This is a genomic window from Streptomyces sp. CA-249302, assembly GCF_050936785.1.
Taxonomy (GTDB): Bacteria; Actinomycetota; Actinomycetes; order Streptomycetales; family Streptomycetaceae; genus Streptomyces.
Window position 1 is genome coordinate 9,101,003 of record NZ_JBNJMG010000001.1, and the last position, 24,571, is coordinate 9,125,573.

19 protein-coding genes are annotated in these 24,571 nt (G+C 70.5%); 14 read left to right on the top strand and 5 right to left on the bottom strand.

Translation table 11 applies throughout. The annotated features are described in order from the left end of the window. Positions 1-3 precede the first annotated feature (3 nt). The 4 genes from ACQEWB_RS40975 to ACQEWB_RS40990 are packed head-to-tail and all read right to left on the bottom strand — an operon-like array spanning position 4 to position 5,590. Entirely contained in the window at positions 4-864 is an 861-nt protein-coding gene (locus ACQEWB_RS40975; RefSeq protein ID WP_432840447.1) for a 2Fe-2S iron-sulfur cluster-binding protein, read from the bottom strand. Continuing rightward, entirely contained in the window at positions 861-2,678 is a 1,818-nt protein-coding gene (locus ACQEWB_RS40980; protein WP_432840450.1) for an NADH-ubiquinone oxidoreductase-F iron-sulfur binding region domain-containing protein, read from the bottom strand. Before ACQEWB_RS40980 ends, ACQEWB_RS40975 begins: the two co-directional genes overlap by 4 nt. Before the next feature lie 4 nt (positions 2,679-2,682). Next, positions 2,683-4,608: a molybdopterin oxidoreductase family protein gene (locus ACQEWB_RS40985; RefSeq protein WP_432840452.1), complete on the bottom strand. Its 1,926-nt coding sequence runs from the start codon at positions 4,606-4,608 to the stop codon at positions 2,683-2,685. Positions 4,609-4,618: 10 nt separating this feature from the next. Further along, positions 4,619-5,590: a 2-dehydropantoate 2-reductase gene (locus tag ACQEWB_RS40990; RefSeq protein WP_432840454.1), complete on the bottom strand. Its 972-nt coding sequence runs from the start codon at positions 5,588-5,590 to the stop codon at positions 4,619-4,621. A gap of 240 nt (positions 5,591-5,830) precedes the next feature. On the opposite strand from ACQEWB_RS40990, the gene ACQEWB_RS40995 reads away from it, so the two are divergent. The 4 genes from ACQEWB_RS40995 to ACQEWB_RS41010 all read left to right on the top strand — a co-directional run bounded on the left by ACQEWB_RS40995 (position 5,831) and on the right by ACQEWB_RS41010 (position 9,191). After that, positions 5,831-7,141: an OFA family MFS transporter gene (locus tag ACQEWB_RS40995; RefSeq protein ID WP_432840456.1), complete on the top strand. Its 1,311-nt coding sequence runs from the start codon at positions 5,831-5,833 to the stop codon at positions 7,139-7,141. Next, positions 7,134-7,268: an MFS transporter small subunit gene (locus tag ACQEWB_RS41000; RefSeq protein WP_432840458.1), complete on the top strand. Its 135-nt coding sequence runs from the start codon at positions 7,134-7,136 to the stop codon at positions 7,266-7,268. Before ACQEWB_RS40995 ends, ACQEWB_RS41000 begins: the two co-directional genes overlap by 8 nt. Before the next feature lie 166 nt (positions 7,269-7,434). Next, positions 7,435-8,373: a beta-ketoacyl-ACP synthase III gene (locus ACQEWB_RS41005; RefSeq protein ID WP_432840460.1), complete on the top strand. Its 939-nt coding sequence runs from the start codon at positions 7,435-7,437 to the stop codon at positions 8,371-8,373. A gap of 140 nt (positions 8,374-8,513) precedes the next feature. Further along, positions 8,514-9,191, top strand: a complete 678-nt coding sequence (locus tag ACQEWB_RS41010) for a GntR family transcriptional regulator (protein WP_432840462.1) — start codon at positions 8,514-8,516, stop codon at positions 9,189-9,191. On the opposite strand, the gene ACQEWB_RS41015 is transcribed toward ACQEWB_RS41010, so the two are convergent. Continuing rightward, positions 9,170-10,345 (bottom strand): low temperature requirement protein A, encoded by a 1,176-nt coding sequence (locus tag ACQEWB_RS41015; RefSeq protein WP_432840464.1) that lies wholly within the window; start codon positions 10,343-10,345, stop codon positions 9,170-9,172. The two genes, ACQEWB_RS41010 and ACQEWB_RS41015, sit on opposite strands and share 22 nt — an antisense overlap. Positions 10,346-10,562: 217 nt before the next feature. Between ACQEWB_RS41015 and ACQEWB_RS41020 the strand changes: the two genes are divergently transcribed. The 10 genes from ACQEWB_RS41020 (at position 10,563) to ACQEWB_RS41065 (ending at position 24,197) form a co-directional block, all read left to right on the top strand. Next, positions 10,563-11,744, top strand: a complete 1,182-nt coding sequence (locus ACQEWB_RS41020; RefSeq protein WP_432840466.1) for an ROK family transcriptional regulator — start codon at positions 10,563-10,565, stop codon at positions 11,742-11,744. Positions 11,745-11,857: 113 nt separating this feature from the next. Next, entirely contained in the window at positions 11,858-13,393 is a 1,536-nt protein-coding gene (locus ACQEWB_RS41025; RefSeq protein ID WP_432840468.1) for a sugar ABC transporter ATP-binding protein, read from the top strand. Continuing rightward, on the top strand, positions 13,390-14,409 hold the full coding sequence (locus ACQEWB_RS41030; protein ID WP_432840470.1) for an ABC transporter permease: 1,020 nt from the start codon (positions 13,390-13,392) through the stop codon (positions 14,407-14,409). Before ACQEWB_RS41025 ends, ACQEWB_RS41030 begins: the two co-directional genes overlap by 4 nt. Before the next feature lie 80 nt (positions 14,410-14,489). Continuing rightward, positions 14,490-15,533 carry a substrate-binding domain-containing protein gene (locus ACQEWB_RS41035; protein ID WP_432840472.1) on the top strand — a complete coding sequence of 348 codons (1,044 nt, stop codon included), beginning with the start codon at positions 14,490-14,492 and terminating at the stop codon, positions 15,531-15,533. Between the two features lie 80 nt (positions 15,534-15,613). Beyond that, positions 15,614-16,822: a Gfo/Idh/MocA family protein gene (locus ACQEWB_RS41040; protein ID WP_432840474.1), complete on the top strand. Its 1,209-nt coding sequence runs from the start codon at positions 15,614-15,616 to the stop codon at positions 16,820-16,822. A 26-nt stretch (positions 16,823-16,848) separates the two neighbouring features. Then, complete coding sequence (locus ACQEWB_RS41045) at positions 16,849-17,847, top strand: sugar phosphate isomerase/epimerase family protein (protein ID WP_432840476.1); 999 nt, start codon at positions 16,849-16,851, stop codon at positions 17,845-17,847. Between the two features lie 102 nt (positions 17,848-17,949). After that, on the top strand, positions 17,950-20,454 hold the full coding sequence (locus tag ACQEWB_RS41050) for a PQQ-dependent sugar dehydrogenase (protein ID WP_432840478.1): 2,505 nt from the start codon (positions 17,950-17,952) through the stop codon (positions 20,452-20,454). 14 nt (positions 20,455-20,468) lie between these two features. Then, the gene (locus tag ACQEWB_RS41055; protein ID WP_432840480.1) at positions 20,469-21,809 is read left to right on the top strand and encodes a ThuA domain-containing protein; all 1,341 of its coding nucleotides are present in this window, start codon (positions 20,469-20,471) and stop codon (positions 21,807-21,809) included. Positions 21,810-21,903: 94 nt separating this feature from the next. Next, positions 21,904-23,037 (top strand): inositol-3-phosphate synthase, encoded by a 1,134-nt coding sequence (locus ACQEWB_RS41060; protein WP_432840482.1) that lies wholly within the window; start codon positions 21,904-21,906, stop codon positions 23,035-23,037. Continuing rightward, on the top strand, positions 23,034-24,197 hold the full coding sequence (locus ACQEWB_RS41065; RefSeq protein ID WP_432840484.1) for a sugar phosphate isomerase/epimerase family protein: 1,164 nt from the start codon (positions 23,034-23,036) through the stop codon (positions 24,195-24,197). Before ACQEWB_RS41060 ends, ACQEWB_RS41065 begins: the two co-directional genes overlap by 4 nt. Positions 24,198-24,571 lie beyond the last annotated feature (374 nt).

A 24,571-nucleotide genomic window follows, 5' to 3' on the forward strand; every position in this document is an offset into this window, starting at 1 on the left:
GCCTCAGTCCCGGTTCTGTACGTGCTGGTAGCCGAAGCGGCCCTTGATGCAGAGATTGCCGTGGGTCACCGGGTTGTCGTGCGGAGAGGTGACCTTCACGATCTCATTGTCCTGCACGTGCAGCGTGAGGTTGCAGCCCACTCCGCAGTACGCGCACACCGTGGTCGTCTCGGTCTGCCCGGACTCGTTCCACGTACCCGCCGCGCGCATGTCGAACTCCGACTTGAACGACAGCGCCCCCGTGGGGCACACCTCGATGCAGTTCCCGCAGTACACACAGGCCGAGTCGGTCAGCGGGGCGTCGTGCTCGACCGCGATCCGGGCGTCGAAGCCGCGGCCGGAAACAGAGATCGCGAAACTGTTCTGCCACTGGTCGCCGCAGGCGTCGACGCACTTGTAGCAGAGGATGCACTTGTCGTAGTCGCGCACATACAGATCGTTGTCGACCTTGGGTTCCTCGTTCAGTCGCGCCGCGTCCGGGCCGAAGCGGTCCGGCTTCGCCTCGTACTCCTTGATCCATTCAGCGACTTGTGGAGTCGTCGACAAGTCGACCGACGAGGCCAGCAGCTCGAGGACGATCTTGCGGCTGTGCCGGGCGCGCTCGGTGTCGGTGTGTACGACCATGCCGGGCTCGGCCTTGCGCGAGCAGGCCGGGACGAGGGTCCGGGACCCCTCCACCTCGACCACGCACACCCGGCAGGCGTTCTTCGGCCGGAGCGTGTCCCCCTCGCAGAGGGTCGGCACGTCCTTCCCGGCCGCCCGGCACGCGTCGAGGATCGTCGAGCCCTCCGGGACCCGGGACTCCTGGCCGTCGATCGTGAATTCCAGCAGCCGGCGCGGGATCCCCAGCGGTGTCACGGTCATTCGTACGCCCCCAGACGGTCGATGGCGGATTCCACGGCGTTCCACGCGGTCTGCCCCAGACCGCAGATCGAGGCGTCCCGCATCGCACGGCCGACCTCCCTGAGCAGCGCGATGTCACCGGCGGCCGCCGCGCCCGACCGTTCCACGATCCGGTGCAGCGCCTCCTCCTGCCGCACGGTCCCGACCCGGCACGGCACGCACTGCCCGCAGGACTCGTCCCGGAAGAACTCGGCGATCCGGAGCAGCAGCCGGGGGAGCGGGACCGTGTCGTCGAAGGCCATCACGACCCCCGAACCGAGCGTGGTGCCCGCCTCCCGGGTGCCTTCGAAGGTGAGCGGGATGTCCATTTCGTCCGGTCGTACGAAGCCGCCCGCGGCCCCGCCCAGAAGCACCGCGCGGAGGTTTTCCCGGACGCCCGCGAGGGCGAGCACCTCGCCCAGCGTGGCGCCGAACGGCAGCTCGTAGATCCCGGGCCGGTCCACGCTGCCCGACACGCAGAACAGCTTCGGCCCGGTGGACCGCTCCGTGCCGATCGCCGCGTACGCCGGTGCGCCCATCAGCAGGATCGGCAGTACGTTGACCAGCGTCTCGACGTTGTTCTCCACCGTCGGCCTGCCGAACAGGCCCTTCTCGACCGGGAACGGCGGCTTGGCGCGCGGCTCGCCGCGGTAGCCCTCGATGGAGTTGAAGAGGGCGGTCTCCTCGCCGCAGATGTAGGCGCCCGCACCGCGCCGGATCTCGATGTCGAAGGCGTAGCCCTGGCCGAGGACGTCCTCGCCGAGGAAGCCACGCGCGCGTGCCCGCGCGATCGCGTGCTCCAGGCGCCGCAGGGCGCGGGGGTACTCGCCGCGCAGATAGACGTACCCCTGGTGCGCGCCTGTCGCATAGCCCGCGATCGTCATCGCCTCGACCAGCGCGTACGGGTCGCCCTCCAGGATCACGCGGTCCTTGAAGGTGCCCGGCTCGGACTCGTCGGCGTTGCACACCAGGTAGTGGGGGTGGTCGGGCTGGGACGCCGTGGCCTGCCATTTGCGGCCGGTGGGGAAGGCGGCGCCGCCACGCCCGACCAGGCCGGAGTCGGCGACCTCGCGGATGACTCCGGCGGGACCGAGCTCGAAGGCCCGGCGCAGGGCGGTGTAGCCGCCGTGGGCCCGGTAGTCGTCGAGGGACGACGGGTCCACGACGCCGACACGGCGGAGGAGGATCAGCCCCTCGTCGCCCGCCTGCGGTACGGCCGTCGCCGCTTCCGGTTCCTCGGGCGCGGAGTCGGGCGAGCTCGCGGCGCGGACGGCTTCGTGCGCGGTCGCGGGCGCCGACACTGCCGTACGCACCGGATCGCCCGCCTTGATCGCGAGCGCGGCGGGCGCCCTCTCGCACAGGCCCAGGCACGGGCTGCGCTCCACCGAGGCACCGGGGCCGAGCCGTGCCTCGATCCCGGCGCAGAGGTCGGTGGCGCCCGCCGCCGCGCAGGCGAGGTCCGTGCAGACGTGCAGCACGGTCGCCGGGCGCGGCTTCACCGAGAACATCGCGTAGAAGGTCGCCACCCCGTACGCCTCCGCCGGCGGCACCGTGAGCCGCCGGCACAGGTAGTCGAGGGCGCCCCCGCTGATCCAGCCGATGCGGTCGTTGATCGCGTGCAGCCCCGGCAGCAGCAGGTCGCGGCGGTCCCGGGCCTCGCGGCCGCCGCGGGCCCACCTCAGGTCGGCGTCGGACCGGTCCGCACCCTCCCAGGAGGACTCCGGAGGGCCCAACAGGGCGTCCACGGCAGCCCGTTCGTCGTCCGTCGGCTTGCTGTCGCCGAAGTGCAGGTCCACCAGGTCACCTCACGATGGTCGCGACGGGGAGCTTCTCGATCCGGATCGCCGACGCCTTGAACTCCGCCGTCCCCGCGATCGGGCAGTTGGCCTCGATCGTCAGCTGGTTGGTGTCCACCTCGTCGGGAAAGTGCATGGTCATGAAGGCGAGTCCGGGCCGCAGCGCGGTGTCGATCCACACGGGCGCCACCACGGAGCCGCGCCGTGAGGACACCTGCACCTCCTCGCCGACCACCACCCCGTACCGCTCGGCGTCCTCCGGGCACAGCTCGACGTACTCGCCGCGCCGCAGCGGGGAGGCGTAACCACCGCTCTGCACACCGGTGTTGTAGGAGTCGAGCCGCCGCCCGGTCGTCAGCCGGATCGGGAACCGGTCGTCGGTGAGGTCGACCGGCGGATCGTGCTGGACGATCCCGAAGGGAGCCGGCATGCCCCGCCGCGCGGGGTCCTTCTCCCACAACCGGCCGTGCAGATACGTCGGTTCGAGCGCGTCGGTGCTCGGGCACGGCCACTGGATGCCCTGGTGCTCCTCCAGGCGGTCGTACGTCATCCCGTAGTGGTCCGGCGAGACCGAGCGCAGCTCGTTCCAGACGGCCTCCGAGTCGGCGTACTTCCAGTCGTGGCCGAGGCGGGTGGCCAGCTCGCAGATGATGTCGATGTCCTCGCGGGCCTCGCCGGGCGGGGTGACCGCACGCCGGACGCGCTGAACTCGCCGTTCGCTGTTGGTGGTTGTGCCGTCGGTCTCCGCCCAGCCGGCGGTCGCGGGCAGGACCACGTCCGCCAGCTCGGCCGTCTTCGTCAGGAAGATGTCCTGGACGACCAGGAAGTCCAGCTCGCGCATCCGCCGTACGGCCTGCTCGCTGTCGGCCTCCGACTGGGCCGGGTTCTCGCCGATGCAGTAGACGGCCTTGAGCGTGCCCTCCTCCATCGCCTCGAACATCTCCGTCAGGTTCAGCCCGTAGTGGGGCTGGATGACGGTGTCCCAGGCCGACTCGAACTTCAGCCGGGTGTCCGGGTCGAGGATGTCCTGGAAGCCGGGGAGGCGGTTGGGGATGGCCCCCATGTCACCGCCGCCCTGCACGTTGTTCTGGCCACGCAGGGGCTGCAACCCGGCGCCGTACCGGCCTACTTGACCGGTCAGCAGGGAGAGGTTGATGAGGGCGCGGACGTTGTCGGTGCCGTTGTGGTGCTCGGTGATGCCGAGGGTCCAGCACAGCTGGGCACGCTCGGCGCGGGCGTAGGCGTGCGCCAACTCCCCGATGGCACGGGCCGGTACGCCCGTCACCTTCTCGGCGAGGGACAGCGTCCAGGGCTCGACCAGCTTCCGGTACTCCTCGAAGCCGGAGGTCGCCCGCTCGATGAACGCCTCGTTGGCCAGGCCCGCGTGGATGATCTCCCGGCCGATCGCGTGTGCCATCGGAATGTCCGTGCCGACGTTGAGCCCGAGCCAGCTCTCCGCCCACTCGGCGGTGCTCGTCCGCCGCGGGTCGACGGCGTACATCCGGGCGCCGTTCCGGATCCCCTTCAGCACGTGCTGGAAGAAGATCGGGTGCGCGAAGCGGGCGTTGGAGCCCCACATCACGATGACGTCGGTGTGCTCGATCTCCTCGTACGAGGAGGTCCCGCCGCCGGAGCCGAAGGCGGCGGAGAGGCCCGCGACGCTCGGGGCGTGACACGTCCGGTTGCAGGAGTCGACGTTGTTGGTGCCCATGACGACCCGTGCGAACTTCTGCGCCACGTAGTTCATCTCGTTGGTGGCGCGGGCGCAGGAGAACATGCCGAACGCGTCCCGGTTGCGCTCCAGGCCGCGGGCCGCGCGGTCCAGGGCCTCTTCCCAACTCGCCTGTTGGAAGGGCTCGTTGCGGGAGTCGCGGACCAGCGGGTGGGTGAGGCGGGTGTAGGTCTTCGGGGTCCGGTCGCGTTTCCTCATACGACACTCCTCATGCGGCGCTCCTCAGCGCGAGCAGGTCCGAGATGGCGTGCACGGTGCGCAGGGTGGGCACCGGCACGCCCGTGATCTCCGCCAACTCGACGACCGCCGCGAGGAGTACGTCGAGTTCGAGCGGCTTGCCGCGCTCCAGGTCCTGGAGCGTGGAGGTGCGGTGGTCGCCGACCTTCTCGGCGCCCGCGAGCCGGCGTTCGATGGAGACGCCCACCTCGCAGCCGAGGGCCTCGGCGACCGCGAGCGTCTCGGCCATCATCGTTTCGATGACCTTGCGGGTGCCGCCGTGCAGACACATCTGCCGCATGGTGGCGCGGGCCAGCGCGCTGATCGGGTTGAACGAGATGTTGCCGAGCAGCTTGAGCCAGATGTCGTTGCGCAGCTCCGGCTCCACCGGACACTTCAGGCCACCGGCGACCATCGCCTCGCCGAAGCCCAGACAGCGCCCCGAGACGCTGCGGTCGGGCTCGCCGATCGAGAACCGGGTGCCTTCGAGATGTCGTACAACTCCCGGCCCTTCCAGCTCGGTTGCCGCGTAGACGACACAGCCGATCGCCCGCTGTGGCGCGAGCACCGCACTGACCGCGCCGGCCGGGTCCACGCTTTCGACGCGGTGGCCGTCGTAGGGGCCGCCGTGCCGGTGGAAGTACCACCACGGGATGCCGTTCTGGGCGGCGATCACCGCAGTGGTGTCGTGCAGAAGGGGCTCGATCAGCGGCCCGCACGCCGCGTACGAGTTGGCCTTCAGGCCGAGGAAGACGTAGTCGACCGGGCCGATCTCGGCCGGGTCGTCGGTGGCGTGGGCGCGCGCGGTGAAGTCGCCGCGCGGGCTCAGCACCCGTACTCCGTGCTGCCTCATGGCCGCGAGATGCGGTCCACGGGCGACGAGATGCACATCGGCACCGGCGCGGTGGAGCGCGGCACCGACGTAGGCGCCGATCGCACCGGCGCCGAGAACTGCGACTTTCATGACGGGGGAGCTCCGTTCGGTTCGAGGGATACCGCGGAGATGGCCGAACTGCCGACCTCTGTCGACTGAATATTGTCTACAGTATGGGAGTGGAGGCGACAAGGCTTCGCGCAGTGGTTGACCGTTCATCGACCCGGACCGACCGTTCGTCGCGCGATGCATACCGCTCACCGCATACGGTCGACGCTTTGCCTCCCCGGTCCTTCCCAACTCCTTTACGGATTCCTAGGGTTCGGGATCATGAGCCCCCCTGTAGCACCGCCCGGCTGGAGCCGTTGGCTCGTTCCCCCGGCCGCGCTCGCCGTGCACCTCTCCATCGGCCAGGCCTACGCCTGGAGCGTCTTCAAGCCGCCGCTCGAGTCCGCGCTGAACCTGGACGGCACCGAGAGCGCGCTGCCCTTCCAGTTCGCCATCGTGATGCTCGGCCTGTCCGCCGCGTTCGGCGGCACGCTCGTCGAACGCAACGGGCCGCGCTGGGCGATGACCGTGGCGCTGGTCTGCTTCTCCTCCGGCCTGCTGCTGTCCGCGCTGGGCGCCGAGACCAAGCAGTTCTGGCTGATCGTGGTCGGCTACGGCGTGGTCGGCGGCATCGGCCTCGGCATCGGCTACATCTCGCCCGTGTCGACCCTGATCAAGTGGTTCCCGGACCGGCCCGGCATGGCCACCGGCATCGCCATCATGGGCTTCGGCGGCGGCGCGCTGATCGCCTCGCCCTGGTCCGCGCAGATGCTGGAGTCCTTCGGCACCGACCACTCCGGGATCGCCCAGACCTTCCTCGTTCTCGGACTGTCGTACGCCGTCTTCATGACCCTCGGTGTGCTGCTGGTGCGGGTGCCGCGGACGGAGAAGCCGGTCGAGAAGGCGCCCAGCGCCTTCGAGGGCGTGCAGGTCTCCGCCAACAGCGCGGTGCGCACCCCGCAGTTCTGGTGCCTCTGGCTGGTGCTCTGCATGAACGTGACCGCGGGCATCGGCATCCTGGAGAAGGCCGCGCCGATGATCACGGACTTCTTCGCGGACTCCTCGGCGGCCGTGTCCGCGTCGGCCGCGGCCGGCTTCGTCGCGCTGCTGTCCGCCGCCAACATGGCGGGCCGGATCGGCTGGTCGTCCACCTCCGACCTGATCGGCCGCAAGAACATCTACCGCGTCTACCTCGGTGTCGGCGCCGTCATGTACGCGCTGATAGCCCTGTTCGGCGACTCCTCGAAGCCGCTGTTCATCCTGTGCGCGCTGGTGATCCTCTCCTTCTACGGCGGCGGCTTCGCGACCATCCCCGCCTACCTCAAGGACCTCTTCGGCGCCTACCAGGTCGGCGCCATCCACGGGCGGCTGCTCACCGCCTGGTCCACGGCCGGCGTCCTCGGACCGCTGATCGTGAACTGGATCGCCGACCATCAGAAGGACGAGGGCAAGTCCGGCGCGTCCCTGTACACGCTCTCCTTCATCATCATGATCGGCCTGCTGGTCGTCGGCTTCGTCGCCAACGAGCTGGTCAAGCCCGTCGCCGCCCGTCACCATGTCCCCGCCCCGAAGGAGGAGGCCGTCGATGCCTGACGACAGCAGCCAGAGTCCACCGGACCGGCGCCTCCTGATCGCCTTCGCCTGGCTGTGGGTGGGGGCACCGCTCGTCTACGGGCTGTACGAGCTCGTACAGAAGGCGACGAAGCTCTTCAGCGGGTGAGGCCGAGCGGGTGAGTGTTCGGCAGGTGTTCGGGCGTCCTAGGGGCTGACAGAAGCCGACAACTGGGGCGCCCGTTTCCTGTCGCCTTACCTGCCGCCGTACTCGTGAGTCACTGATCAGACTGGTGGATCCCGCTACCCGAGGTACTTACGAGGGGGACCACCCAATGAACGGCTCGCGCATCGCCGCCGTCGGCCACTACCAGCCCGCCAAGGTACTCACCAACGAGGACCTGGCGGAGATGGTGGACACGAGCGACGAGTGGATCACGTCCCGGGTGGGGATCCGTACGCGACACATCGCGGGGCCCGACGAGCCGGTCGACGAGCTCGCCGCGCACGCCGCCGCCAAGGCGCTCGCGGCGGCCGGCCTCGCGCCCGGAGACATCGACCTGGTCCTGGTCGCCACCTCCACCGCCGTCGACCGCTCGCCCAACATGGCCGCCCGGGTCGCCGCCCGGCTCGGCATCCCCTCGCCCGCCGCGATGGACGTCAACGTCGTGTGCGCCGGCTTCACCCACGCCCTCGCCACCGCCGACCACGCGGTACGGGCCGGCGGCTCGACCCGGGCGCTGGTCATCGGCGCCGACGAGATGTCCGCGGTGACCGACTGGAGCGACCGTACGACCTGCGTCCTCGTCGGCGACGGAGCGGGAGCCGCCGTGGTCGAGGCCGCGGACGAGACCGGCATCGGCCCGGTGCTGTGGGGATCGGTGCCCGAGATGGGGCACGCCGTGCGCATCGAAGGGACGCCCGCGCGGTTCGCGCAGGAGGGGCAGAGCGTCTACCGCTGGGCCACCACCCAGCTGCCGCCCATCGCCCGCAAGGCCGTCGAGCGCGCCGGACTCACCCCCGCCGACCTCGCCGCGGTCGTCCTCCACCAGGCCAACCTGCGCATCATCGAGCCCCTCGCCGAAAAGATCGGCGCCGTGAACGCCGTCGTCGCCCGGGACGTCACCGAGTCCGGCAACACCTCCGCGGCCAGCATCCCGCTCGCGTTCTCGAAACTCGTCGAACAGGGCGCGATCTCCACCGGCGACCCCGTCCTGCTGTTCGGCTTCGGCGGCAACCTCTCCTACGCCGGCCAGGTCGTCCGCTGCCCGTGACCTGCGCGGACCGTCCGATGTGACACAGCCAACTCCCCGTTCCCCTGGCCGCTGTGCGCCGTAGACTGTAGACGAAAGACAATCCATACTGGCTTTCCGGCTGCAGTTGCCCCGCGCTGCCCCAGGAGGGGGACCGACCGATGTTGTCGACAGGACTGCCGCAGGGTGCGGTGCCCAAGCTCGAACGGCCCGGCCCGTTGCGCGACCGCGTCTACGAGGCGCTGCTCGAACTCATCACCACCCGCGCCCTCCAGCCCGGCCAGCACCTGGTCGAGAGCGAACTCGCAGGCCACCTGGGCGTGTCGCGTCAGCCGGTGCGGGAGGCGCTGCAACGCCTCAACACCGAGGGCTGGGTCGATCTGCGGCCCGCCCAGGGCGCGTTCGTGCACGAGCCGACGGAGGAGGAGGCCGACCAGCTCCTCACCGTCCGCACCCTCCTGGAGGCCGAGGCCGCCCGGCTTGCCGCCGCCAACGCGGGCAGTGTCGGCATCACCGTCCTCGAAGAGCTGTGCGCGGAGGGCGAGAAGGCTGTCGCCGCGGACGACGTGGACGGCGCCGTCGCCATGAACGCCCGCTTCCACACGAAGATCATGGAGCTGGCCGGCAACGCGGTCCTCGCCGAGCTGGCCGCCCAGGTCGACCGCCGGGTGCGCTGGTACTACACGCCGATCGCCCGCCAGCGCGGCGTGCAGTCCTGGATCGAGCACCGCGCCCTGATCGCCGCGATCTCCGACCGCGACGAACAGCGGGCGACCGAGCTGATGCGGGAACACACCGAGCACACCCGACGGTCGTATCACGACCGGGCGAAGTCCTGAACCGACGCGGTTCTGCTGCCGCACCAGCGGTTCTCCACCGCCAGCATCGCCATCAACACGCCCACCAGGGCGAGCAGTTCGGCCATCGCCGAGACCCGCACGCCGAACAGCGCCGTCGCCAGGGCCACCGGAGCGGCGGTCGCGCGGAAGCGCACGGGGTAGAGGCGCAGGACCGCGCGGAACACCGCATCCCCGACGAGGAACAGCGCCACGCCGCCGGCCAGGGCCAACGCCGGGCCGGTGGGGAGGTGTTCGGTGAGATGGCCGAGCGTCTTCTTCACACCCGTGGCCAGATAGGCGATGCCCAGCAGCATCGGCAGGAAGGCGTAGTAGTACGCGTTCATCGCCAGACGCCAGCGCTTCGGCGCCGGCGTCGCCCGGAACGCGGCCTCGGCGACCTCCTCGTCGCGTACGAAGTACGTCCACCACAGGGCGATCGCCAGCGTCAGCGAGAGGAACGCGCCGCCGAACAGGCCCGGCGTCAGCGGCAGATCGCCGATCCCGGTGCCGATCGCGATGACGGACTCGCCGAACGCGACGATCAGCAGCAGCCCGTGCCGCTCCACGAAGTGCGCCGGATCCAGGCTGCCCAGCTGGACCCGCATGACGTCGCTCGACCTCCCGTGCGCGCGCCCGGGCCCGTGCTCGGCGATGAACGGCGTGACGAACTGCAGGGCGATCGCGAGCAGCCAAAGCCCGTCCGCGGCAAGCCCGTTGAAGAAGCCGGCGGCCGTCACCGACAGCGCGGCCAGCCCGTTCGGGACGCCGTACCAGATCGAGTCCCGGCCGTGGCTGCGCGTGTACAGCGCGGTGTGTACGACCACGACGCCCAGGAAGCCGAGGCCGAAGACCACGCCGGTGTCGTCGAAGACGCGCGGGATCGCCAGCGCGCAGACCAGGAAGGCGCCCATGCCCAGCATCAGCAGCAGCCGGCGCGAAGGGCGGTCGGGCGGGACCTGGTTGGTGAGGTAGGCGTAGGCGCCGTACATCCAGAACAGCACCACGAAGATCAGCGCGACTCGGCCCGCGGTGGCGAAGGTCAGATCGCCGGCGAGCAGCACGGTGAGCTGGGTGAGGGTGAAGACGAAGACCAGGTCGAAGAAGAGCTCGAGGGTGGTGACTCTGCGGCCCTCTTGTTGCACGGCTGTGTTCACGTGTCCTGTCCCCCTGAACCGACGCTGACCAGATCGTATGGCCCGGCGGGGAGCTCGGCGCGCGGATATCGAGGGCGCCGGTCTTTGTCCTGCCAGTGGAGAAAGTCGTGGGCAATTCGTGCACAGCTTCTTCCCAGGTTCGGCGCCCGCTGCTACGTTCCCCTCGAAAGCCCGAACACTGGTGGCCGGTTGAGGCGGGGAGGGGCTCGTGAGACGCATGACGGCACGACCCGCGAACGCTCATCAGGCCAAGCTGCTCAAGCTGTTGCGCGACGGCGGCCCCAACTCCCGGGCGCAGCTGGGCGATCAGGTCGACCTCTCGCGGTCCAAGCTGGCCGTCGAGGTGGACCGGCTCCTTGAGACGGGCCTGATCGTGGCCGACGGACTCGCCGCATCCCGCGGCGGCCGACGCTCCCACAACATCCGGCTCGCCCCCGCCCTGCGCTTCCTCGGCGTCGACATCGGCGCGACCTCGGTCGACGTCGCCGTCACCAACGCCGAGCTGGAGGTCCTCGGACACCTCAACCAGCCCATGGACGTACGCGAGGGACCGGTCGCGGTCTTCGAGCAAGTCCTGTCCATGGCAGCGAAGTTGAGGGCCTCGGGGCTCGCGGAGGGTTTCGACGGCGCCGGCATCGGCGTCCCGGGACCGGTTCGCTTCCCCGAGGGCGTGCCGGTCGCTCCGCCGATCATGCCCGGCTGGGACGGCTTCCCCGTACGGGAGGCGCTCAGCCAGGAACTCGGCTGCCCCGTCATGGTCGACAACGACGTGAACCTCATGGCGATGGGGGAGATGCACGCCGGCGTCGCACGCTCCGTGGGCGACTTCCTCTGCGTCAAGATCGGCACCGGTATCGGCTGCGGGATCGTCGTCGGCGGTGAGGTGCACCGCGGGGTGACCGGCAGCGCGGGCGACATCGGGCACATCCAGGCCGTGCCCGACGGACGTCAGTGCGCCTGCGGCAACCGGGGCTGCCTGGAAGCCCACTTCAGCGGGGCGGCCCTCGCCCGGGACGCCGTGGAGGCGGTCGAGCAGGGGCGGTCCGAGGAACTCGCGGCCCGGCTGGAGGCGAACGGCACCCTGACCGCCGTCGACGTCGCCGCCGCTGCCGCCGCGGGCGACGCCACCGCCCTCGACCTGATCCGCGAGGGCGGCACCCGCACCGGCCAGGTCATCGCCGGACTCGTCTCCTTCTTCAACCCCGGCCTGGTGGTGATCGGCGGCGGGGTGACCGGCCTCGGCCACACCCTGCTCGCCGCGATCCGCACCCAGGTCTACCGCCAGTCACTGCCCCTCGCGACGGGCAACCTGCCCATCGTGCTGGGGGAGTTGGGGCAGAACGCCGGAGTCATCGGCGCGGCCCGCCTCATCAGCGACCACCTGTTCTCGCCCGCGTAAGCCCTCGCTCCACCACGGCTCACCGAGTACGGCGACCTGTTCCGCCGTGCCCCGAACAAGCCTGCCCGCACGCACCCTGCAACCGGCCCGCACGCCCGCCAAGGGGAATCCGCATGGCACCAGAACCACCGCTGCTCACCATGTCCGGCATCACCAAGTCGTTCCCCGGAGTCCAGGCCCTCGACGGCGTCGACCTCGACGTCCAGGCCGGCGAAGTGCACTGTCTGCTCGGCCAGAACGGGGCCGGCAAGTCCACCCTGATCAAGGTCCTGGCCGGCGCCCACCAGCCCGACACCGGCACCATCCGCTGGCGCGGCGAGGAGGTCACCCTCCGCTCGCCGATCGCCGCCATGCGCCTCGGCATCGCCACCATCTACCAGGAACTCGACCTGGTGGAGCACCTCTCGGTCGCCGAGAACGTCCACCTCGGCCATGAACCCACGGCCGCCGGTTTCGTCGTACGCGGAAAGGCGGCGAAAGCATCAACTGCCGCTCTCCTCAAGCGACTTGGCCATCCGGAGATCGACCCGGCACGGCTGGTCGGTGAGCTGTCCGCGGCCCAGCAGCAGATCGTGTCCATGGCCCGCGCGCTCTCCCACGACGTACGGCTCATCGTGATGGACGAGCCGTCCGCAGCCCTCGACCCGGACGAGGTCGACAACCTCTTCCGCATCGTCGGCGACCTCACCGCGGACGGAGTCGCCGTCGTCTACATCTCGCACCGGCTGGAGGAGATCAGGCGGATCGGTGACCGGGTCACCGTCCTCAAGGACGGGCGGGCGGTGGCGGGCGGACTGCCCGCGAAGTCGACACCGACTCGCGAGGTGGTCGCGCTGATGACCGGGCGCAATGTCGAGTACGTCTTCCCGGAGCGGCCGGTGGTGGTGCCGGAGAACGCACCTGTGCTGGAGAACGCACCTGTGCTGGAGGTCCAAGGGCTGGCCCGGGACGGGGAGTTCGAGCCACTGGACCTGGCCGTGCGTCCCGGCGAGATCGTCGGGCTGGCCGGGCTCGTCGGGTCCGGGCGGTCCGAGATCCTGGAGACGATCTACGGCGCCCGCAAGCCGAGTGCGGGCCAAGTCCGGGTCGACGGGCGGGTGTTGCGGCCGGGGAGCGTGCGTGCGGCCGTGCGGGCCGGGCTCGGTCTCGCGCCCGAGGAGCGCAAGGCGCAGGCCCTGCTGATGCTGGAGTCCGTCACCCGCAATGTCTCCGTCTCCTCCATGTCCCGCTTCTCGCGCGGCGGTTGGATCGACCGGCGCGCCGAACTGGGCGCGGCGCGGGCCGCGACGCGCGAGCTGTCGCTGCGCCCCGACAACCCAGGCGTGCCGATTCGCACCCTCTCCGGCGGCAACCAGCAGAAGGCCGTCCTGGCCCGCTGGCTGCTGCGCGGCTGCCGTGTCCTGCTGCTCGACGAGCCCACCCGCGGCGTCGACGTCGGCGCCCGCGCCGAGCTCTACGCGGTAATCCGCCGCCTCGCCGACGAGGGCCTCGCCGTGCTGCTGGTCTCCAGCGAGGTCCCCGAGGTCCTCGGCCTCGCCGACCGCGTCCTGGTGCTCCGCGAGGGCCGCGTCGTCCACACGGCGCCCGCCCGGGAGCTCGACGAACACCGCGTACTCGACCTGGTCATGGAAGGAAGCCCGGCGTCATGACGCAGCACGCCTCCCCGCCACGGGACAACACCGACAAGGTGCCGTCTGTAGGCCAACCCCCCTCCTGGCGCGGCCTGTTGGCACGGGCCGACGTCCGCACACTCTCCCTCCTCGGCGTGCTCGCCGCGCTGATCCTGATCGGCGGCATCACCAAACCGGACGAGTTCCTGGACACCCGCAACCTCCAACTCGTCCTCACCCAGGCCTCCGTGATCGGCGTCGTCACTGTCGGCATGACCTTCGTCATCACTTCCGGCGGCATCGACCTCTCGGTCGGCGCGATCGTCGCCCTCGCCTCGGTCTGGGCGACGACCGTGGCCACCCAGGACTACGGCTTCGCGGGTGTCCTCTTCACGGCGGTGATCGTGGGGGTCGGCTGCGGTCTGGTGAACGGACTGCTCATCGCATTCGGCGGAATGGTCCCGTTCATCGCCACGCTCGCGATGCTGGCCTCGGCCCGCGGGCTCGCGCTGCAGATCACCGACGGCAAGACGCAGATCGTCAGCATCCCGAGCATCCTCGACCTGGGGGAGCGGGACGCGTACGTGCTCGGCATCCCGCCGCTGGTGATGGTGTTCGCGGTCGTCACGATCATCGGCTGGCTGATCCTGAACCGCACGACGTTCGGGCGGCGCACGGTCGCCGTCGGCGGCAACGCGGAGGCCGCCCGGCTCGCCGGCATCGACGTACGCCGACAGCGGCTGTACCTGTACCTGCTGTCCGGGCTGTGCTGCGGGATCGCCGCGTTCCTGCTGATCATCCTGTCCGGCTCGGGCCAGAACACCAACGGCAACCTGTACGAGCTCGACGCCATCGCGGCCGCGATCATCGGCGGAACGCTGCTGAGCGGGGGGCGCGGGACCATCACGGGTTCGGTGCTCGGAGTGCTGATCTTCACGACGATCACCAACATCTTCGCCCTGAACAACCTGCAGAGCGACGTCCAGCAGATCGCCAAGGGCGCGATCATCGTCGCCGCGGTGCTGGTGCAGCGGCGTACTGCTAGTTCGACCTGAGGCCGGCGTGACGTGGGTCCGGGACAGCCCGAGTCTTGAGGAAAGGTTTCAGTAATATGTCACATTCCACTGGCAGTGCTATGTCACATACCACCACCAGCCGCAGAGGACTCCTCTTCGGAGCCGCAGCCGTCTCCACCGGCGCCCTCCTCGCAGGTTGCACGAGTAACGAGTCCAAGGACGAGAGCCCGGCAGCCAACGACCAGTCGGCCGCCGACGACAAGCCCGGCAAGCACGTCACCATCGGCTTCGCCGGCCCGCAGGCCGACCACGGCTGGCTGAACGCGATCAACGACAACGCCAAGAGCCGCGCCAAGAAGTACTCCGACGTCACCCTGGAGATCACCGAGGGCTCCAACGACACCGCCGCCCAGATCGGACAGATAGAGACCCTCATCAACAAGAAGGTCGACGTCCTGGTCGTCCTGCCCGCCGACGGCAAGGCGCTCACCCAGGTCGGGCTCAAGGCGATGCGCGCCGGCATCCCGGTCGTCAACCTGGACCGGATCTTCAACTCCCCGCAGGCGTACCGCTGTTGGATCGGCGGCGACAACTACGGCATGGGGCTCAACGCCGGTACGTACATCGGCGAGAAGCTCAAGGGGAAGTCGAACGCCAAGGTCATCGAGCTGGCCGGCCTGGACAACCTGGAGCTGACCAAGCAGCGCACCCAGGGCTTCGACGACGCCCTGAAGAACTACCCGAACGTCAAGAAGGTGGCCCGGCAGGCGGCCGAGTTCACGGTCGAGTCCGGGCAGGCCAAGATGGCCCAACTCCTCCAGGCGCAGCCCAAGTTCGACGCGCTGTGGAACCACGACGACGACCAGGGCGTGGGCGCGCTGCGCGCCATCGAGCAGGCCGGGCGCGAGGGCTTCCTGATGGTCGGCGGCGCGGGCGCGCTCTCCGCCTTCCAGGCCATCAAGCAGGACAACGGCGTCCTCAAGGCGACGGTCCTGTACCCGCCGACGATGGCCGCCTCGGCGATCGACCTGGCCCGCGCGCTCGGCCAGGGCAAGGGCGTCAGCGGACTCGCCGAGTTCGAGATCCCGGCCTCGCTGACGCTCTACTCGGCGGTCGTCGACAAGGACAACGTCGACCAGTACATGCCCACCGGCTTCCGCTGACCGTTCCGCCCCGCACCCCCCACGGCGCCGCCGCGCGAGGACCGCGGCGCCATCACGACGAGGACGAGGAGGACATCCGTATGGGACAGCCCCAGCAGCCGGACGGACCGGAGGGCACGAAGCCGCCGCTTCGGGTCGGCATGGTCGGCTACGCGTTCATGGGCGCCGCCCACTCCCAGGGCTGGCGCACCGTGGGCCGCGTCTTCGACCTGCCGCGCAGCCCGGTCCTCGCCGCCATCTGCGGGCGCGACGCGGCCGCCGTGCGCCAGGCCGCGGACCGGCACGGCTGGGCGGCGGCCGAGACCGACTGGCGGGTCCTGATCGAACGGGACGACATCGACCTCGTCGACATCTGCACCCCCGGCGACAGCCATGCCGAGATCGCCCTGGCCGCCCTCGCCGCCGGCAAGCACGTGCTGTGCGAGAAGCCCCTTGCGAACACGGTCGAAGAGGCGGTGGCGATGACGGCGGCGGCCGAAGCGGCGTACGGCCGCGGGCAGTTGGCGATGGTCGGCTTCAACTACCGCCGGGTGCCGGCGACCGCGCTGGCCCGCCGGATGGTGGCCGAGGGCAGGCTCGGAGCGCTACGGCACGTACGGGTGACGTACCTTCAGGACTGGCTGGTGGACCCGGAGTTCCCGCTCACCTGGCGGCTGCGCAAGGAGCTGGCCGGCTCGGGCTCGCTCGGCGACCTGGGCGCGCACATCGTCGACCTCGCGCAGTACCTGGCGGGGGAGCGGCTGGCCGGGGTGTCCGCGCTGACCGAAACCTTCGTACGGGAAAGGCCGTTGCCCGTCGGTGCCACCAGCGGACTGTCCGCCATCTCGTCGTCCGGCACCGGCCAGGTCACCGTCGACGACGCGGCCCTGTTCACCGGCCGCTTCACCTCGGGCGCCCTCGCCTCCTTCGAGGCGACGCGCTACGCGACCGGTCGCAAGAACTCCCTGCGCATCGAACTCAACGGCGAGCGCGGCTCGTTGGCCTTCGACCTGGAGCGGCTCAACGAGCTGTCGTACCACGACGGTACGGAACCCGGGACGCACGCCGGCTTCCGCCGCATCCTCGTCACCGAACCCGATCACCCCTACCTGGACGCCTGGTGGCCGCCGGGCCACGGTCTCGGCTACGAGCACACCTTCGTCCACCAGGCCCGCGACCTTGTCCACGCGATCGCCGAGGGCCGCCGGCCCGACCCCTCCTTCGCCGACGGGCTGCAGGTGCAGCGCGTGCTCGCGGCGGTCGAGGAGAGCGCCGAGAAGAACTCCGTCTACACGCCCATCGCCGTCTGAACCGCCGTCCCAGGAGGGCTCGGGAAATGCCACGCCAGTTCACGCTCTTCACCGGTCAGTGGGCCGACCTACCGCTGGAGGAAGTCTGCCGCCTCGCCCGTGACTTCGGCTACGACGGGCTCGAACTCGCCTGCTGGGGCGACCACTTCGAGGTCGACAAGGCGCTCGCGGATCCGTCCTACCTGGACTCCCGGCACGCCTTGCTCGACAAGTACGGCCTCAAGTGCTGGGCCGTCTCCAACCACCTGGTCGGCCAGGCCGTCTGCGACGCCATCATCGACGAACGCCATCAGGCCATCCTGCCGGGCGAGGTGTGGGGCGGCGGCGACCCGGAAGGCGTACGGCGACGGGCGGCCGAGCGCATCAAGGACACCGCGCGCGCCGCCGCCGCCTTCGGCGTCGACACCGTCATCGGCTTCACCGGCTCCGCCATCTGGCACCTGGTCGCGATGTTCCCGCCCGCCCCCGAGTCGATGATCGAGCGCGGCTACGAGGACTTCGCCGAGCGCTGGAACCCGATCCTCGACGTCTTCGACGAGGTGGGCGTGCGGTTCGCGCACGAGGTGCACCCGAGTGAGATCGCCTACGACTACTGGACAACACAGCGTGCCCTGGAGGCAGTTGGCAATCGGCCCGCCTTCGGCCTGAACTTCGACCCCTCCCACTTCGTCTGGCAGGACCTCGACCCCGTCGGCTTCCTGTGGGACTTCCGTGACCGGATCTACCACGTCGACTGCAAAGAGGCCCGCAAACGCCTCGACGGCCGCAACGGCCGCCTCGGCTCCCACCTCCCCTGGGGCGACCCGCGCCGCGGTTGGGACTTCGTCTCCGCAGGTCACGGCGACGTCCCCTGGGAGGACGTCTTCCGGATGCTGCGTTCCATCGACTACCGGGGCCCCATCTCGGTCGAGTGGGAGGACGCCGGGATGGACCGGCTCCAGGGCGCACCCGAGGCCCTGACCCGCCTCAAGGCCTACGATTTCGAGCCGCCGTCGGCCTCCTTCGACGCGGCGTTCGGCAACTGAGCCGCCGCTTCGTTCAACTGACGGCTCATCAGCTCTCCGGGACGACGGCGCGTCCCGGCGTACGCACCCGCCCGTACAACCAGCCCCTTACTGGAGGCATTCGTGCACGGGAACGACCGCACCACCAGCACCGACAGAATCGAGACCCACAGACGACGCTTCCGTAGAGCCGTCGCCGTTCTCGGCGCCGCGCTCCTCGCAGGCGCATCGCTCACCCTCACCGCACCCCAGGCCGGCGCAGCCGTCGCCGACCCGGGCACCGGCACCGCACCCGCCGCCGCGGAGGACTTCCAGCAGGTCACCCTCGCCAAGGGCGAGGCGGAGGTCGGCGAGCCCATGTCCCTCGCGGTCCTCCCGGACCGCTCGGTCCTGCACACCTCCCGCGACGGCGAACTCCGGCTCACGGACGCGGCCGGCAACACGCGGCTGATCGGCAAGCTCGACGTCTACTCCCACGACGAGGAGGGCCTCCAAGGCGTCGGCGTGGACCCGGACTTCGCGACCAACCGCGCCATCTACCTCTACTACGCACCCCCGTTGAACACCCCGGCCGGCGACGCCCCCGAGACCGGCACCGCGGCCGACTTCGCGCCCTTCGACGGCGTCAACCGCCTCTCCCGCTTCGTCCTGAACGCCGACGGCACCCTTGACAAGGCCAGCGAGAAGAAGGTCCTCGACGTCCCGGCCTCCCGCGGCCTGTGCTGCCACGTCGGCGGCGACATCGACTTCGACGCGGCGGGCAACCTGTACCTGTCGACCGGCGACGACACCAACCCCTTCCAGTCCGACGGCTACAGCCCCCTCGACGAGCGCGCCGACCGCAACCCCGCCTTCGACGCGCAGCGTTCGGCCGGCAATACCAACGACCTGCGCGGCAAGATACTGCGCGTCAAGGTGAGCGCCGACGGCTCGTACACCGTCCCCGACGGCAACCTCTTCGCGCCCGGCACCGACAAGACGCGCCCCGAGATCTACGCCATGGGCTTCCGCAACCCGTTCCGCTTCAGCGTCGACAAGAAGACCGGGATTCTGTACGTCGGTGACTACGGCCCCGACGCCGGCGCCGCCGATCCGGCCCGAGGGCCCGCCGGCCAGGTCGAGTTCGCGCGCGTCACCGGCCCCGGAAACTTCGGCTGGCCTTACTGCACCGGCGCCAACGACGCCTACGTGGACTACGACTTCGCGACCAAGACCTCCGGCGCGTCCTTCGACTGCAACGCCCCGAAGAACAACTCCCCCCACAACACCGGACTTACGGACCTCCCCCCGGCCCAGCCCGCCTGGATCCCGTACAACGGTCCGTCCGTACCGGACTTCGGCGACGGCTCCGAATCTCCGATGGGCGGCCCGGTCTACCACTACGACGCCTCGCTCGACTCGCCGGTCAAGTTCCCGCAGGCGTACGACGGGAACTTCTTCGCCGGTGAGTTCGGCCGCCGCTGGATCAAGCGGATAGCGAGCGATTCGAGCGGCACTGTGCAGTCCATCAACTCCTTCCCCTGGACCGGCACTCAGGTGATGGACATGGCCTTCGGGCCCGACGGGGCGCTGTACGTCCTCGACTACGGCACCGCCTGGTTCGGCGGCGACGAGAACTCGGGGCTGTACCGGATCGAGAACGCGACCGACGGCCACTCGCCCGTGCCACAGGCCGCGGCGAGCAGGACGTCCGGGCAGGCGCCGCTGAAGGTGCAGTTCTCTTCCGCGGGGACCTCGGACCAGGACGGCGACGCGCTCACGTACAGCTGGGACTTCGGCGACGGCGGCAAGTCGACGACGGCGAACCCGACTTACAGGTACAAGAAGAACGGCACCTACACCGCGACGCTCACCGCGAAGGACACCACCGGCCGGACCGGCAGCGCGAGCGTGCAGATCGTCGTCGGCAACACCGCGCCCACGGTGACGCTTGAACTCCCGCGCGACGGGCAGCTGTTCGGCTTCGGCGACGCCATTCCGTTCAAGGTTAAGGTCACCGACCCGGAGGACGGCCGGAACATCGACTGCGCCAAGGTCAAGGTCACCTTCGTCCTTGGCCACGACACCCACGGCCACCCGATCACCTCGGCCAACGGCTGCACCGGCACCATCCAGACCACCGCCGACGGCGGCCACGATGAGGACGCCAACATCTTCGGCGTGCTCGACGCCGAGTACACCGACGGCGGAGGCGGCGGCCAGGCCGCGCTCACCTCGCACGACCAGAACGTCCTCCAGCCGCGGCACCGCCAGGCCGAGCACTTCGGCAACAGCTCCGGCGTCTCGGTGATCGCCAAGGGCACCGCACACGGCGGCAAGACCGTCGGCGACATCGACAACGGCGACTGGATCTCCTTCACGCCGTACGTCCTGAGCAACGCCACGAAGATCACTTCACGCGTCTCCTCCGGCGGCGCGGGCGGCACCCTCGAGGTCCGCGCCGGCTCGGCCACCGGCACCCTGCTCGGCAAGGCGACCGTCCCGGTGACCGGCGGCTGGGAGACCTTCCAGGACGTCAGCGCCGACCTGTCCCGCGCACCGCGCGGCACGACCACGCTCTACCTGGTCTTCAAGGGCGGCACGGGCGCGCTGTTCGACGTGGACGACTTCACCTTCACGACCGGCTGAGAGGAGGGCACGTGATGCGTTCAACTGCGCGTCTGGCGACCGCTGTTGTGGGCGCGGCGCTGCTCCTCGGCTGCGTCTCGGGTCCCGCCTCCTCGCACCCCGGGCAGGCCGGGAAGCGGGTGCTGGTCTTCTCCAAGACGGCCGCGTTCCGGCACGACTCCATCCCGACCGGCGTGGAGGCGGTGAAGCAACTGGGCACCAACGGCGGCTTCACGGTCGACGCGACCGAGGACGCGGGCGCGTTCACCGGGAAGAACCTGCGACGCTACGACGCCGTCGTCTTCCTCTCCACGACGGGCGATGTCCTCAACGACGCCCAACAGGCGGCGTTCGAGGGCTACATCCGGCACGGCGGTGGCTACGTCGGTGTCCATGCCGCCGCCGACACCGAGTACGACTGGGCGTTCTACGGCGGCCTCGCCGGTGCCTACTTCCAGTCGCACCCGGCGATCCAGCCGGCCACGGTGGACGTCGAGGACCGCGCCCATCCCTCGACGTCCGGTCTGGCGCAGACCTGGGACCGCACCGACGAGTGGTACAACTACCGCTCGAATCCACGGGATCGAGTCCATGTGCTCGCCTCACTGGACGAGTCGTCCTACACCGGCGGCACCATGAACGGCGACCACCCGATCGCCTGGTGCCAGAACTACCGGGGCGGCCGCGCCTTCTACACCGGCCTCGGCCACACCAAGGAGTCGTACGCCGAACCCGCCTTCCGCGCCCACCTGTTGGGCGGCATCCGCTGGACGATCGGCGACGCGCAGGCCGACTGCCGACCGGAGAACGGCTACCGCCCGCTCTTCGACGGCACCTCACTGGAGGGTTGGCAGCAGGCGGGCCCCGGCTCCTTCACCCTCTCCGACGACGGCACGCTGACGTCGTCGGGCGGGATGGGCCTGCTCTGGTATGCCACTTCGGGCTTCACCTCGTACTCCCTGAAGCTCGACTGGAAGATGGCCGGCGCGGACGGGGACGACAACTCCGGTGTGTTCGTGGGCTTTCCGCCCTCGGACGACCCGTGGTCGGCCGTGAACAACGGTTACGAGATCCAGATCGACGCCACGGACGTGCCCGAGAAGACGACCGGGTCGGTCTACGGCTTCCGGTCCGCCGACCTGGAGAAGCGCGACCGTGCGCTGAACCCGCCGGGGGAGTGGAACACGTACGAGATCCGCGTGGAGGGTGAACGTCTCCGCGTCTGGCTCAACGGCGTCAAGATCAACGATTTCACGAACACCGATCCGGCCCGGAGCCTCGTCGACGGACACCTCGGCATCCAGAACCACGGAGCCGACGACCAGGTGTCCTTCCGTGACATCCGGCTCAAGGAACTGCCCGCCAAGGGCAATTGAGCGGCGGTGGGCGGAGGACGCCGGACCTCCGCCCGCCGTCTCCGCCCTGTCGTCCCCGGGCCTGCTCGCGACGCGCTCGACAAGGAGGCTGCCCATGCCCGCGCCCGATTCCGCCCCCAACTCCCCGCAGCGCGTCGGTGTTTGGCTGATCGGCGCCCGCGGCTCCGTCGCCACCACCGTGGTCGCGGGCTGCGCCGCCGTAACCGCCGGCCTGCACGCACCGGTTGGCCTGGTCACCGAGACCCCGGCATTCGCACGGAGCGGACTGCCGTCACTCTCCTCACTGGTCTTCGGCGGGCACGACACACTGGACTGCCCGCTGCCGAAACGAGCGGAGGCCCTCGCCGCCGGGGGAGTCCTTCCACCCGGCCTCCCCACGGCGGCCGCGTCCGAACTGGCCGCTGCCGACCGGGAGATCAGGCCCGGCGGCCCGGTGCCGGGCGACACCCGGGCCGAGGCCGAACTGATCACCGCGTTCGCCGCGGACATGCGTGACTTCGTACGGCGACACGACCTGGCCCGCGTGGTCGTCGTGAACGTCGCTTCCACCGAACCCCACGCCACCGGCGCGGACCTCCCGCCCAGCTCCCTCTACGCGGCGGCGGCCCTGCGCGCCGGCTGCCCGTACGTGAACTTCACCCCCTCGACCGGCCTGCACCACCCCGCCCTGGCCGCCGCTGCCGAGGCGAGCGGCCTCCCGTACGCCGGCCGCGACGGCAAGACCGGCCAGACACTCCTGCGTTCAGTCCTCGGCCCGATGTTCACGCAACGCGCCCTCACCGTCCGCGCCTGGTCCGGCACCAACCTCCTCGGCGGCGGCGACGGCGCGGCCCTCTCCGACCCCGCAGCGGCGGCCGCCAAGAACGCCGGCAAGGAACGGGTCCTGTCCGACACCCTCGGCACAACCCCCGAGGGCGAGGTCCACATCGACGACGTGCCCGCCCTCGGCGACTGGAAGACGGCCTGGGACCACATCGCCTTCGGCGGTTTCCTCGGCACCCGCATGACCCTCCAAACCACCTGGCAGGGCTGCGACTCGTCCCTCGCGGCTCCACTGGTTCTCGATCTGGCGCGACTGGTCGCACGGGCCCAGGAGGCGGGTCTGTCGGGTCCGCTCGGTGAACTCGGCTTCTATTTCAAGGATCCGGTGGGAGACGGACCTTCGGCGCTCGGGGAGCAGTATGCGGCGCTGGTGGGATTCGCGGGGCGGCTGGAGGGGCCGCGGTGAGGCGGGCGACCGGGTGGGGTTCGGTACTTGGGCGGCGGACCGGGGCGGTGGGCCGGCTCGGCGGGTTGAGCGGGGCGACCGGTTCGGCGGGCTGGGGTGGCGAGGCGAGCGGGGCGGCTGGTGTGGAGGGGCGGGTCGGTGCGACCGGCATGGAGGGACGGGTCGGCGGCGCAACCGGTGCGACCGGCGACGGGCGAACCAGCAGCAACCCCCAGAGCGACCTCCGTACCCGACCCCGCCCCAACACCCCCCTCCACTTCGGCTACGGCACCAACGGCCTCACCGACCTTCGTCTCGACGACGCCTTCGCCCTGCTCGCCGACCTCGGCTACGACGGCGTCGGTCTGACTCTCGACCACATGCACCTCGACCCCCAGGCACCCGACCTCGGCTCCCGCACCCGCCATGTCGCCGAGCGCCTGGGCACTCTCGGCCTGGACGTCACCGTCGAGACGGGCGCCCGCTACGTCCTCGACCCGCGCCGCAAGCACGGGCCCACGCTGCTGGACCCGGACCCCGACGACCGTTCCCGCCGAGTCGGCCTCCTGATCCGCGCGGTCCAGGTCGCCGCCGACCTCGGCGCCCACGCCGTCCACTGCTTCAGCGGCATCACCCCGGACGGCACCGACCTGGACACGGCGTGGAAACGCCTGGCCGACTCACTCACCCCCGTCATCGAGGCCGCCGCCACGGCCGGCGTCCCCCTCGCCATCGAACCCGAACCCGGCCACCTCCTCGCCACCCTCGCCGACTTCCACCACCTGCGCCGCACCCTCGGCGACCCCGAGGGCCTGGGCCTGACCCTCGACATCGGCCACTGCCAGTGCCTCGAACCCCTCTCTCCCGCCGACTGCCTACGCGCCGCCGCCCCCTGGCTCCGGCACGTCCAGATCGAGGACATGTGCCGCGGCATCCACGAACACCTCCCGCTCGGTGACGGCGAGATCGACTTCCCGTCCGTCCTCGGGGCCCTCGCCGCCACCGGCTACCAGGGCCTGACCGTCGTCGAACTGCCCCGCCACTCCCACGCGGGCCCCCACTTCGCCGAACACTCCCTCCCGTTCCTCCGCGACGCGGCGGCCACGGCCGTCACCCCACTCGATTCCGCCCCACTCCACGGCGATCCCTCCGCCACCCCCGAAGGGAGCAGCACCTCATGAAGCACCCACACGCCACCTGGGACACCCCCACGGCAGAACTCGGCGAGGCCGACCCGGCCGCCATTCCCGAGAGGGAGGCCGACGGCACAATCCCCGGCCCATCTCGGGCAAGGGAGTCCGGCAGCACAGACCCGGGGCTGTTTCCGGCGGCGGACGGCGACGGCAAGCCGGACGCCCCCGGGGCCGCGGGCAACGCGAACACCGACGGCGGGGCGGACGCGGGGGCCGCCAGCCACGCGCCCACCCTCGCGCCAGGGGCACCTGCCCCCACCCCCGCTCACACCGGCAGCCTCGCACCGGGCGTACCTGCCCCCACTCCCGCTCACACCGCCAGCCTCGCACCGGGCGTACCTGCCCCCACCCCCGCTCACACC

Excerpts from the sequence above, each read along its gene's own strand:
- ACQEWB_RS40975 (WP_432840447.1), bottom strand. The coding sequence starts at position 864 with ATGACCGTGACACCGCTGGGGATCCCGCGCCGGCTGCTGGAATTCACG.
- ACQEWB_RS40985 (WP_432840452.1), bottom strand. The coding sequence starts at position 4,608 with ATGAGGAAACGCGACCGGACCCCGAAGACCTACACCCGCCTCACCCAC.
- ACQEWB_RS40990 (WP_432840454.1), bottom strand. The coding sequence starts at position 5,590 with ATGAAAGTCGCAGTTCTCGGCGCCGGTGCGATCGGCGCCTACGTCGGT.
- ACQEWB_RS40995 (WP_432840456.1), top strand. The coding sequence starts at position 5,831 with ATGAGCCCCCCTGTAGCACCGCCCGGCTGGAGCCGTTGGCTCGTTCCC.
- ACQEWB_RS41000 (WP_432840458.1), top strand. The coding sequence starts at position 7,134 with ATGCCTGACGACAGCAGCCAGAGTCCACCGGACCGGCGCCTCCTGATC.
- ACQEWB_RS41005 (WP_432840460.1), top strand. The coding sequence starts at position 7,435 with ATGAACGGCTCGCGCATCGCCGCCGTCGGCCACTACCAGCCCGCCAAG.
- ACQEWB_RS41010 (WP_432840462.1), top strand. The coding sequence starts at position 8,514 with ATGTTGTCGACAGGACTGCCGCAGGGTGCGGTGCCCAAGCTCGAACGG.
- ACQEWB_RS41020 (WP_432840466.1), top strand. The coding sequence starts at position 10,563 with ATGACGGCACGACCCGCGAACGCTCATCAGGCCAAGCTGCTCAAGCTG.
- ACQEWB_RS41025 (WP_432840468.1), top strand. The coding sequence starts at position 11,858 with ATGGCACCAGAACCACCGCTGCTCACCATGTCCGGCATCACCAAGTCG.
- ACQEWB_RS41030 (WP_432840470.1), top strand. The coding sequence starts at position 13,390 with ATGACGCAGCACGCCTCCCCGCCACGGGACAACACCGACAAGGTGCCG.
- ACQEWB_RS41035 (WP_432840472.1), top strand. The coding sequence starts at position 14,490 with ATGTCACATACCACCACCAGCCGCAGAGGACTCCTCTTCGGAGCCGCA.
- ACQEWB_RS41040 (WP_432840474.1), top strand. The coding sequence starts at position 15,614 with ATGGGACAGCCCCAGCAGCCGGACGGACCGGAGGGCACGAAGCCGCCG.
- ACQEWB_RS41045 (WP_432840476.1), top strand. The coding sequence starts at position 16,849 with ATGCCACGCCAGTTCACGCTCTTCACCGGTCAGTGGGCCGACCTACCG.
- ACQEWB_RS41055 (WP_432840480.1), top strand. The coding sequence starts at position 20,469 with ATGCGTTCAACTGCGCGTCTGGCGACCGCTGTTGTGGGCGCGGCGCTG.
- ACQEWB_RS41060 (WP_432840482.1), top strand. The coding sequence starts at position 21,904 with ATGCCCGCGCCCGATTCCGCCCCCAACTCCCCGCAGCGCGTCGGTGTT.